9 protein-coding genes and 1 pseudogene are annotated in these 11954 nt (G+C 47.2%); 8 read left to right on the top strand and 2 right to left on the bottom strand.

What is annotated here, in order from left to right; genetic code table 11:
* Nucleotides 1-136: 136 nt before the first annotated feature.
* Together KE627_RS05705 and KE627_RS05700 are read right to left on the bottom strand one after the other, a co-directional pair.
* Nucleotides 137-1993: pseudogene (locus KE627_RS05705) on the bottom strand (S53 family peptidase).
* A gap of 253 nt (nucleotides 1994-2246) precedes the next feature.
* Nucleotides 2247-2936, bottom strand: a complete 690-nt coding sequence (locus tag KE627_RS05700; protein ID WP_056938669.1) for a hypothetical protein — start codon at nucleotides 2934-2936, stop codon at nucleotides 2247-2249.
* 234 nt (nucleotides 2937-3170) lie between these two features.
* On the opposite strand from KE627_RS05700, the gene KE627_RS05695 reads away from it, so the two are divergent.
* The 8 genes from KE627_RS05695 to KE627_RS05660 all read left to right on the top strand — a co-directional run bounded on the left by KE627_RS05695 (nucleotide 3171) and on the right by KE627_RS05660 (nucleotide 11894).
* A complete protein-coding gene (locus tag KE627_RS05695) occupies nucleotides 3171-4526 on the top strand; it encodes a serine hydrolase domain-containing protein (protein ID WP_056938668.1) in 1356 nt (451 codons plus the stop codon).
* A 327-nt stretch (nucleotides 4527-4853) separates the two neighbouring features.
* On the top strand, nucleotides 4854-6047 hold the full coding sequence (locus KE627_RS05690) for a serine hydrolase domain-containing protein (RefSeq protein WP_056938667.1): 1194 nt from the start codon (nucleotides 4854-4856) through the stop codon (nucleotides 6045-6047).
* A gap of 91 nt (nucleotides 6048-6138) precedes the next feature.
* Nucleotides 6139-6282, top strand: a complete 144-nt coding sequence (locus KE627_RS05685; protein ID WP_013726941.1) for a teichoic acid D-Ala incorporation-associated protein DltX — start codon at nucleotides 6139-6141, stop codon at nucleotides 6280-6282.
* 14 nt (nucleotides 6283-6296) lie between these two features.
* Nucleotides 6297-7823, top strand: coding sequence for a D-alanine--poly(phosphoribitol) ligase subunit DltA (gene dltA, locus KE627_RS05680; protein WP_056938666.1), 1527 nt, complete (start codon nucleotides 6297-6299; stop codon nucleotides 7821-7823).
* Nucleotides 7820-9037 carry a D-alanyl-lipoteichoic acid biosynthesis protein DltB gene (gene dltB, locus KE627_RS05675; protein ID WP_056938665.1) on the top strand — a complete coding sequence of 406 codons (1218 nt, stop codon included), beginning with the start codon at nucleotides 7820-7822 and terminating at the stop codon, nucleotides 9035-9037. The genes dltA and dltB overlap by 4 nt, the downstream gene beginning before the upstream one ends.
* 19 nt (nucleotides 9038-9056) lie before the next feature.
* The gene (gene dltC, locus KE627_RS05670; RefSeq protein ID WP_013726944.1) at nucleotides 9057-9290 is read left to right on the top strand and encodes a D-alanine--poly(phosphoribitol) ligase subunit DltC; all 234 of its coding nucleotides are present in this window, start codon (nucleotides 9057-9059) and stop codon (nucleotides 9288-9290) included.
* On the top strand, nucleotides 9287-10564 hold the full coding sequence (gene dltD / locus KE627_RS05665) for a D-alanyl-lipoteichoic acid biosynthesis protein DltD (protein ID WP_056938664.1): 1278 nt from the start codon (nucleotides 9287-9289) through the stop codon (nucleotides 10562-10564). Before dltC ends, dltD begins: the two co-directional genes overlap by 4 nt.
* Before the next feature lie 19 nt (nucleotides 10565-10583).
* Nucleotides 10584-11894: a serine hydrolase domain-containing protein gene (locus KE627_RS05660; protein ID WP_056938684.1), complete on the top strand. Its 1311-nt coding sequence runs from the start codon at nucleotides 10584-10586 to the stop codon at nucleotides 11892-11894.
* Nucleotides 11895-11954: the final 60 nt, after the last annotated feature.

Here is an 11954-nt window from a genome sequence, read left to right as displayed (position 1 = left end):
TGGGACTAGTCAGAAACGACAAAAAATAACCAACGGCATGATCCCGATAGAATATCACAATCATGCCGTTGAAGAAACTGCATAACAGTTTTAATTATTTAATTGTCTACTTGGTCGGGAGTATTTCTGCTCCAAATTAATTGGTTTCATCGGCAAATTTATTGTAAAGCTGCGTGAAGTTAATGGTCCCCAATCCACTCGCCTGGTTGTAAATCTTGCCAGGTTGGCCGGTGTAGTACAAATTGTTGTTGTTATCAGCGTCATCGAGGACGTTAAACGGACTGTCTGACTCTTGAGCAAATTTATAAATTTGCGGATTCCAGAAACCGATTGGGGTTTGGCGGCCGCTGTTCATCACGGCGTTGGCACCAGCCATCTGTGGTGAGGTGTAACTGGTTCCGCCGCCAATCAGCCATTTTGTGCTTGGGATGCGAAGGACCTTTTTACCCTTTAGCACTGGATTTTTTCCTGTGACGTAGGTCGCATACCCGGTTTGCAAATCAGCGTTGCCGGCAACGTCAGGAATGTTGCGTGAGTTGCCGGTTCCAAAGATAATGTGGGGATGCTTGGTGAGAGTGAACTTGCCGTTTTTATACGTTAGAAAATTTTCCGCTCTAAACGTATTCACACCGGAAACCCCTTGCTGATAACGAGGGGTCGGATTCAAAGCTCAGAAGCCGCCGCCACCGCCGCCAAAGATACCCATCTGTTTTTCATTGGCGGTCTGAGCGTACGTGTCGCCCCAAGCGCGTTCCTTGGAAACCGTAATGACTTTATTATTCAGAATCTTCTGGTATGGCAAGGTGGTTCCGCCCACTAAGACCTGATAAGGGGAAGTCGACAGACCATGGTTTTCCTTGGCACTCGGTTGACTAACCGGGCCATAGTCACCACTGGCCTGAAAGACGGTAATGCCTTGTGCGGCTGCCTGTTCATACATTAAGTTAAACGCGTCTGAGGTTTGTTTGACGGTTGCGCTTGGATCGCCCCAGTCGGCGGTCACTTCAGGAGCAGCCGAGAAGCTTGATGAAAGCTGCTTGTCCTGGTTGTCGGAAATGGCCGACATCGTGCCGGTGTAGATCGCTGAAGGGTCAGATGTATTTGGATTGGTGTCATCGCCAATGTAGAGATCAATATCTGCCTTTGGGGCAACTGATGAGGCTGATTCCACGTCAACCGTTGTTTCGGTCTGCGGGCTGCCGAGGAGATAGTTGACGCTCTTTTGGACCTCGGCCTTTGGATTGACGAGGTAGTGGTGGTGAATTTGACTCACATTAGCGTCAATGCCGGATTGCTTCCAGTAGGTCGCCACGTCGCCGTCATGAATGTCGCTAACAGTGATAATACCGATCCGCTGCCCTTGGCCCTGAAGACCCTTTTGATACAGGGGATTCAATTGGTAGGCTTTGGCAAACTTTCCGGCACCGTACTTCAGTGAAAAGGTGTTTGCTGAAACGTTGGTGTTTGGCTGCTGGTTGGAAATCGGCAAATCGGCCATTAATGCATGGGAAGCAGCTGCTTTTTTGGTTGTTTTCTTTGCAGTCGCCTTTTTAGTCGGCTTTTGCGCGTACAGCCCGATTACGGCAACCACCTTACTTGATAAATTGCCAGGCAGCTTATAGCTGGTAGTGGCTTCGTAACCCTTCTTGGCCGGTTTGACATATTTTGCGTTAAAAGCCTTTTGCATGTTTTTCGGCGTGGCGGTCAGCTTCATTGCCAAATTGCCGGGATACGCGTAACTGCGAATATGATATTTGTTGAGATAGTCTTTAAATGACTGAATGTAACTGGTGGATTGGCCAAATTTGTCGGCAAATTCACTCGGCGTTAAGTAATGATGATGGTTGGGACTTGTTGGATCGACCGTGTCGTAGACGTAGTTGCTCAAATCAGCCTCGCTGGTACTGGGCTTGAACGTCACGTTGACGACGGTCCGTTTAACGGTTGCCGCCTGACTCACAAATCCGATGGCCGCACTGGCTCCCAAAACCATCAGGCCGCTTAAAGCGGTAATGACAAAACTTTTTCCCCTCAATATAATCACTCTTTTCTTGTGTTATCTGGCTTCAATTATACCAATCTCATTGTGAGATTACTTGAATTTAGGCTGGTTTCCGGGGTTAGTTGGCCACTTTTGCCAGTCAGTACCCAAAACGTGCGATGATGGTAAAACATATTAATATCATAAACGGCGCAAATCAAAAGGCTTGGCGAGTCAACACACTCACTAAGCCTTGATTTGTCCCTTAAGACTCACTAAATTTAAACTTCGCAGGATCCCACATCCGTGAATCGCCAACCCGATCATACCCATAGTGAAAATTGATATACGGGTAGGGATCATCCGGCTGAACGTCCTTGCCGATCATCAGCAGCTGGGATTGGATGAAGCTTTGCACACTGTGACCAATGATCGTCTTATTTGCATTGCTGAGTTGCTGGAAATTGTCATTGACTTTAACAATAAAGCCGCGTTGCTTATCATAAACAATTCCGCCAACAAATAGTGACCAAGCATAGGCATTCTCGCCATTTTCGGCCTCCTTTTGGTCTTGAATCAACTCATCATCCAGACTTTGGTTAAACTCATCCCGTTCTTTTGCGGACAAAGCGGCATAAGGATCTTCGTCCGGGTCATCTGATTCTGATTCCGATGACCCGGGTTCCTCGGTTTCCGTTGATTCATCCAACGACTCCTCTGACGCACTGGATTCAGTCGCTGAGTCGGCTTGCTGACTGGTTTGAGTCGAACTGGAATTATCTGACTGGGTTCCGCCCGTGGCCATCCCAATCACAAATAACACACAGAAGGCAATCCCCAGGTGCTTCCAGCCAAACGGTGCAGGCTCTTGCTTTTGTCGTTTTTGGTATAAATAAATCGCTGCAATGATGAGGCCGATATAGCCCAATCCTAATAGTACTTCAAGAAATTCCATAAAATACCTCCGAATAAAGTGACGAATAATTGCAAATTTAAATGTTGCCAGCTAGGCCATACTAGATAGATACGGCACAAAACTCGTTTATCGTCATTATCTCTGAGAATTTCTTAAAATTACAATTTAAACTCTGAATCTGGGCAAAAATCCGCCCCCGGCGACGACCCGATTCATTAACAGTGTTACAATTTCTTTGGCGAACCAATCAATTTGAACAAGGAAGATGAAAATATGAATACCAAAAATAAATTAAAGGCAACCCTATTAATCGCTGCCGGAGCGCTCTTGCTGGGCATTTCGACGACCCAGCCGACCAGCGCCAGTGCCACAGCATCATCCACTACCAGCACCACTAAATCAACGTCCACCCGTTACGACGCCCAAATTATCACACCAAAGTCACTTGCAAGCGGCTACCAAATTTATTCCAACGTCCCTGGGGTCAAGAACACCACCGGAACGCCAACGACTACAACAGACAGCAGCAAGTACAACAACCAATACGTCCGCGTGATGCAGACGCAAAAGGCCAAGTCGGTTACATATGCGCAAATCCGCCTCAATGGTAAAATTTTGGGTTGGATCAACGCCAATGCACTTAAGCAGACTTCGTTCAAGGCAATCGCCCAAGCCACCATGCAAAAATATAATGCTGTTGGCAGCGTCCTGGTTTCTCACAACAAGAACCTGCAACCCACTTTGGTTAACAACGGCTATGCCAACATGCTCCACAGCACCAAGAATACCAGTGATGGGTCGGTTCTCTATCCACTGGCCTCACTTCAAAACACCATGACTGCAGCAATGATCCAACAATTGATCAACACCAAGAAGTTGACAGCCACCACGACTTTGAGCAAGTACTTCCCACAAGTCGCCCACAGCAAGACGATCACCATCCAGCAGCTATTGACCATGACCTCAGGCATCAAGGGAACAATCAAGGCGCCTGACGATCAGGTCACCGAAGATCAAGCCTACACCAACGCCATTAAGGCTTTGAAGTCCACTAACAAACACAGTTTCAGCTACAGTGACATCAACTACGTTCTGTTAGCTGGCGTTATCGCCAAAGTCACCGGCAAGTCCTACACCAAGAATCTCCAGTCGCGGATTTTGAACAAGCTGGGCATGAAGAATACCAATGCGATTAACGAAACCCAACCGGATTTGACGGCGATTAAGGCTGTCAGCTATAGCAGTTCCAACGGCAATGACTACCAGAACTCCCAGTCGGTTTCCTATCCGGCCCTTTCAGCGCTGCCCGGCGCCGGCAACGTTTTGACGACGCCAAATGACTACTACAAGTTTGTTATTGGCCTGCAAAACGGCAAAGTGCTGACTGCCAAGGGGTATCAGCAGCTAACCAGTTACAGCACCAAGTATTCCGGTGGGATGTACGTTGATCAAAAAGGGATGAAGTCCAATAACGGAACTTATCCCGGCAGCGGATTTAACACCGGCTACACCGCCTCAGACGGCAACCAGCACGTCGCAGTGGTCTTCTTGAACCAGTCACCACTGAAGAACAACATGACGGCTTCGGCATTTCTTGCCAAGATGAATATTGTCGCTACTTATTACTAAAATGTTAATCATTAACGCCCCTGATTGAGAGCATCCAAATGCTTGGAACTCCCGATCAGGGGCGTTTTGTTATCCATTCGTTTCCGGAATCGTTATGCGGAGGTGATAACTTAATTATTAAGATTTAAGAAGAAAAACCATGCCAAAACCATCACCGAAAATTAAAGAAATTCTCAAGAAACTAAAACTTAGCTAAAGGGCGGCTGAATTTCCTGCGAAATCGTTGCCATTTATTTCGGTTTGTTCATAATGGACTTAATTAAATGTTACTGGAATATTACAAACGGTTTACAGCCGTGTTTCCGGTTTTTAAAGGGGGGTGAGCCCATGAAACGGGGGCGCACGTACTTATACATAACACTGATTATCCTGGCGGTTGTTGGTACTGTGGGCGGGGCCATGTACTGGCGGGCTAACAACCAGGAGTTTCGAACGCAACAAGCGGCCAAACGTGCCAATCGCCGCAGGCAGGAGCAGCAGCTCAGCTCAACGGCTAAGAAGCGGGAGGCAAGCACACAAAAGTCGGCGCCAAGACAGATTCAGCACAAAACGACCCAGCAGACCAAGCAGATTACCAGTTACCTGAAGCGTAATCACTTTGTCGGCTCGGCGATTATTGTCAAAAATAACCACATTCTCTACCAGCAGGGCTTCGGTTATGCCAATTACAAATCAGACATCCCAAATACACCCAGCTCGGAATTTCAAATTCTATCCATTCAAAAATCACTGACGGCGGTAATGGCAATGAAGCTGATCACTCAGGGCAAGTTGTCATTGAACACCAAGCTGTCGAAGTACTATCCAAAGATTGCCAATTCCCGGAACATCACCATCCGCAATCTAATGGATATGGATTCCGGTTTGACGATGAGTGAGGCCGGTTCGGTCCGCACACTGAATGAAGAAAACGTCATTAAGTACGCGGTTAACCACATCGTCACTCGATCACCAAAGTATAAGGACTGGTACCAACCGGTCAACTTCGTCGTATTGGCGGGGATTATTTCCAAAATTACCCACAAGTCATACGGCAAATATTTCGATCAGCTGTTTACCAAACCGCTGAACCTCAAGGGGACCGGCTTCGTTCAACATTGGGGCACTCGACCGAACCGGACGCTTGGGTACCACTGGTTGGCTGCTAACCAACTGAAACAAAATTATAGCAGGCAGTATCACGAAGCCAAAGCATCGATGCAAAATGAATTGGGAACCGGCCAGGTTTTCATGACCCCGTTTGACCTCTTCAAGGTTGAGCAGGCGATCCTCAAAGGAAAGATTATTCCGAAAGCCAGCGTAGCCATTTTGCATCAGCCGGGTCTCAATGCCCCGTATGGCGGCGGTATTTATAACCAGCAAAACGGGATTCACTCCCATGGCATTGGCTACGGATATGAATCGTCATTGTTCATCACTCGTAATGGCAAATCCGGTGTCGTTTTACTCAGCAACGACTACCGGCCGGCCAACCAGATTCAAAACTTAGCTGCCAGGTTATTTGACGACCTGGCAACGTAAAAATTGAAAGGTCGCTTTGATTGAAAGCGCTGTAAAACAAGATATTATATGGGTGACGAAACGTTACCCATTTAACAAGGGGGATGATCATATGCCAGTACGACAATGGTTGCAAAAGCCGTGGGTGCGCTTTACGATCACGACGCTCATCTACTTTTCGATCATGTTGGTTCTTTTTTACCTCTACGACTATAGCGGCATTAATCAAGCGAAATTTATCTATAACGACTTCTAAGGGGGAACAACCAGATGATTGAAACGCTCATTTCAACAATCGATTCACATGCACAAAAACAGGGGGATAAGGTTGCTTACGCCTACGATGGCGAGAACCACACGTATCAAGAACTTAAAGATTACTCGGATGCTTTAGCGGAGCGGATCGACTCGATGGCACTACCGCTGAACCAGCCAATCATCGTCTTTGGCGGCAAGGCCTTTACGATGATCGTGTCATTTTTGGCGGCGGTTAAATCCGGTCACCCATACATTCCGGTGGACATCAATTCACCTAAGGAACGTTTGGAAATGATTAATCAGATTGCCAAACCGGTGGCGGTCATCGCGACTGAGCCATTACCGGAGAAACTGCCGGATATTCCAGAAATTGATCAGGAACAGCTCGACCACATTTGCCTGGAAAAAGTTGATTATCGACTGACCCATCCGGTTCATGGAGATCAAACCTACTACATCATTTTCACTTCGGGAACTACTGGTGTTCCAAAGGGTGTCGAAATCAGTTACAACAACCTGGCCGGCTTTGTCGACTGGATGGTGAGTGATGCTTTCGACTTGCCAAAGGATCTGCAGATGCTTCAGCAGCCGGCCTACTCGTTTGATTTGTCGGTCATGAGCCTGTATCCAACACTTTTCCAAGGCGGCACGCTTCATGTCTTATCCAAAAAGACCACCGATAATTTTATCGTCTTATTCACGGCACTGCGGACGATGCCGATTAACACCTGGGTTTCAACCCCATCATTTGTCGACATTTGCCTGCTGGAATCAACTTTTGATCAGGCCCATTATCCGAAGTTACATGATTTTCTCTTCTGCGGCGAGGAATTAACCCACAATACCGCGGCTGCCCTTAACAAACGGTTCCCGGCTGCTCATATTTTTAATACATATGGGCCAACTGAATCAACGGTGGCAATTACCGAAATTGAAATTACCAATGACATTTTGAATCACTATGAGCGGCTGCCAATCGGCTACCTTAAACCCGGCATGAATGCCCAGGTGGTCGACGAAAATGGTGTTCAGGTAACCGATGGCCAGAAAGGTGAGTTGGTCATCTACGGGCAGAACGTTTCCAAGGGCTACATCAACAACCCTGAGAAAAATGCTCAGGCCTTCTTTAAAATCGGCGACCAGCAGGCTTATCGAACCGGCGATATTGTCACCATGGCTGCAGATGGCCTGCTGCGCTACTTTGGCCGGAAAGACTTTCAGATTAAGCTCAACGGTTTCCGAATCGAATTGGAAGACGTTTCCGCACTAGTTAGCAAAGAAGAACACGTCAAGCAGGCGGTGGTGGTGCCCAAGTACAACTCACAGCACACCGTGTCAATGCTGATTGCCTACGTTGTACCGCAGGAAAATGATTTCAAGAATAACTTGGAACTCACCGCGGCGATTAAGAAGAACTTGGGGCAGGATATGATGGCCTACATGATTCCACAAAAGATTGTTTATCAAAAATCACTGCCGTTGAGCTCTAACGGGAAGGTCGACATTAAAGCAGTGATTGCCGAGGTCAACAGTCAATGAGATGGTACATTCCATACGGCAATCCAACCTACTTCATCTGGCTGGCGCTGGCGATTATCCCGTTAATGATTGGGTTGTTGTATGGGCACCGGTTCCGCGGCTACCAGACGATTATCTCGCTGTTCTTCCTGATTTTGACCTTTGGTGGGCCCAACTGGAAAACCGGGATCTCACTGAGTGGTTACTTGATTTATCAGTTGATCCTCGTGTGGCTGTACTCAGGGTACCGGCAGAAAAAGGACACGCCTAATAAGGGGTGGATCTTTGTCACCGCGGTGGTCTTGGCGATCGTTCCTTTGGTTATCGTCAAACTCACGCCGCTGTTTACGCCTGGTCGCCAATCGATTATCGGCTTTATGGGTATTTCCTACATTACCTTTAAAGTCGTGCAGACCATCATGGAAACCCGTGATGGGATGATTAAAGAATTCCACCCGGTGTTGTTTGGCCAGTTCCTATTGTTCTTCCCGACCATTTCTTCAGGACCAATTGACCGTTACCGGCGGTTTGAAGCTGATTATGCCAAGGTGCCGGAGCAGAGTGCCTACCTGGATATGATTCAAAAGGGTGTCCGCTACGTTTTCCAAGGCTTTGTCTACAAATTCGTCCTGGCCTACTACTTTGGTTCGGTACTGATGCCCCAGATTCAAATGCGGGCGTTGATGGCTCACGGCTTTTCCTGGAACATCGTCGCTTACATGTATGCTTACAGTATGGATTTATTCTTTGATTTCGCTGGTTACAGTTTGTTCGCTGTCGGCATCAGTTATCTGATGGGTATCAAGACGCCGATGAACTTCAATCAGCCGTTTAAATCCAAGAACATCAAGGACTTCTGGAACCGTTGGCACATGACTCTGTCATTTTGGTTCCGTGATTACATTTTCATGCGGTTAGTCTTCTTCTGCATGAAGCATCACATCTTCAAGAGTCGAACCACCACAGCCAACGTGTGCTACGTGATTAACATGCTCATCATGGGATTCTGGCACGGCGAGACCTGGTACTACATCACTTATGGTCTCTACCATGGGTTTGCGATGGTCATCAACGACACCTGGCTGCGGTTCAAGAAGAAGCATCAAGACCACATTCCGCATAACAAATTTACAGAAGCCTTTGCGATTTTTCTGACATTTAACGTTGTTTGTTTCAGTTTCCTGATTTTCTCAGGATTCTTGAACACATTGTTCTTTGCACCGAAACCATTTTAATTAAGAGGAGTTGTTCATAATGGATGATAAACAAACGGTACTTGATATTTTAAAAGATTTAACTGGTGAAGATTTTTCTGACAATTTGGATGAAGATTTATACTCAAGTGCGTTGCTGGATTCAATGGGGACGGTGCAGTTACTGCTGGATCTCCAAGATAAATTGGGCGTTCAAGCCCCCGTTTCAGAATTCGATCGAAACGAGTGGAACACCCCTGCTAAAATTATTGCGAAAGTTGAAGCAGCCAAATGAGTGTTAAAAAGCGGCTCTTCATGATATTTGGGCCGATTTTTGCTGCAGCACTGTTGATGCTGGCCGTGTTTTTATCGCCGCTGTGGTCGGGGTTCAGCTATGTGAATCCCACAGTCGTCGACAACGCCGCCGCATCGCTTTCGCCGCAGGTTTTAAAAGGCCAGCTGATTAAACGTAACGCACTTGAACATGGTTATGTCCCATTCTTTGGTTCATCAGAGTGGTCGCGGTTTGACCCGTTTCATCCTTCTGTTCTGGCGGCCAAGTACAAACGAAGTTATCGGCCGTTCTTGCTTGGTGCCCGGGGCAGTCAGTCACTGACGCATTTCTTTGTCATGCAGTCGGTCAATCCCCAGTTAAAAAATAAAAAGGCCGTCGTTTTCGTATCCCCCCAGTGGTTCACGCCCAAGGGAGAAGACCCCAATGCCTTTTCGTTCTATTATTCAACTTTGCAAACGACCAATTGGATTAAGCAGCAGAACGGATCCAAAATGGATCGTTATGCCGCTTATCGGCTCTTGCAGATGCCTTCCGGTAATTCCGACAAGGTGATTGCCGGCGCGTTGGCACGGATCGCTGCCGGTCTAAAGCCGACAACTTCTCAAATGTTGTATGTCAATTTGCGCAACCGCATTTTGCTGAATGAAGATCAAATCTTCTCGCGATATCGGATCCCGCTGAACAACGAGGAAACCATCGATAAGAACGAGGAGCTGCTTCCAGCTCAATACAACTATCAAAAGTTGGATCAGCTGGCTGGCAAAATTGGTGCCGAAAAGACGTCTTCAAATGATTTCCAAATTTCCAACAGCTTTTGGAATCGCCGATTGAAGACCCACGTGAAGAAACTCAAGGGGTTCCAGTCCAATATGAGCTTCTTAAAGTCGCCTGAATATAGTGATTTCCAATTGATGCTCAACCAATTTGCCAACGACCATACCAAGGTGTTATTCATCATTCCGCCGATTAACGCAAAATGGCAGAAGTACACCGGTTTGTCGGCAAAAATGCTGGATCAGTTCAGCAATAAAATTACTTATCAGCTGCGGTCACAAGGATTTACCCACATTGACAATCTCAGCCATGACGGCAACGTTCCTTACTTTATGACCGACACAATCCACCCTGGCTGGCGGGGCTGGCTGAAAATGGATCAGGCAATTCGGCCGTTTTTGACGAAGAAGGTCAAGACACCGCATTACCGAATTGACAACTACTATTACTCTAAAGATTGGCAAAATGAAAGTGGAAGTGACAACGATTTTGATGAATAAGTTTAAAAGCAGGACCGTCATGTTATTCTTGGCGGGCCTGTTGTCTGTTGGGGGCTTGATGGCCGGAAACAAGGCCTTTGCTGCCTATAATGCGGTGATGGCAACCAGCAATAAGCATTACGATGCCCAAATTGTGAATCAAACGACCGTCAAACGCGGCTATAATTTATACACCGACGGTCCTTACAATACCAACGCCACGACCAAGACGGCCGATGGCAATGGTTATAAATATAACAATGCCTATGTCCGGGTCCTGCAGATCAAGACCACCAAGACTGGTACTTACGTGTTATTGAGGTACTACAACCAGAAGCTGGGCTGGATGAATATTCACGGGATCAAGTCTGTGAGTTTCAATACGATTGCCAGTAACATGATGAAGCAATATAACGTGGTTGGAACAGCCGTTTTGGCTTCTGCCGGCAGCAACAATACCGCCGTTGTCAGCAATGGCTATGCCAATGCGTTGAGAAACGTGGTTAACACCAGCAACGGAACGGTTGTCTATCCGCTGGCTTCGCTGCAAAAGGCGATGACTGGCGCCATTATCCAACAGTTGATCAGTGCCGGCCAGTTGACGCCGACAACACCGTTAAGCAAGTACTACCCGACCGTGCCATATAGCAGTCAAATTACAATTGCTGAAATGCTGTCGATGACGTCTGGCATTGATAACACTGATGTGACGCCAAGCAGCCAATTGACGGAAAATCAGGCGTACGCCAGCATGATTCAGCGCCTGAAGTCGACCGGTCAGAATACTTATAATTACAGTGATGCCAATTTCGTGCTGTTGGCCGGTATTATTTCCAAGGTGACCGGCAAAAGCTATGCCCAAAATCTACAGAGCCGGATTTTTAACGCGGTTGGGATGAAGAATACCATCATCGTGGGCAGTAAGCAGCCCAGCACCAAGTCAACGGTGGCGGTCGGCTACACCAATCAAGGTAAATACAATTACCAGGATGCCGACGCGGTTTCTTATGCCCGACTCTCGGCAATTCCCGGTGCCGGCAACCTGTTAAGCACCCCGAGTGATTTTTATAAATTCGTTCAGGGCCTGCAAAACGGGCAGATCTTGTCAGCCAGTCAGTTCCAGCAATTGACCAGCTATGGCAACTACTATTCCGGCGGCCTGTACGTCAATAAGGATGGCCTGAAATACAATAATGGCTCCTTTGGCGTCTCAAGTTTCCATACCAGTTACTACGCCCGAGATGACAACTACCACATGGCACTGGTCTTTATGAACCAGTATCCGCTGGTGGGGGGCATTAGTGCGAAGGCCTTTACGCAGAAGATGTATGATGTGGCGACTTATTATTGACCTTAATGAGATAGAGAGTAAACAAGCGCCAGGCAGAATTAAATTTTGCCTGGCGCTTGT

Origin of the sequence: Lentilactobacillus buchneri (assembly GCF_018314255.1) — a bacterium.
Lineage (GTDB): Bacteria > Bacillota > Bacilli > Lactobacillales > Lactobacillaceae > Lentilactobacillus > Lentilactobacillus buchneri.
Note: the sequence above shows the minus strand (reverse complement) of the source record. Positions and strands in the feature narration are given on the sequence as shown.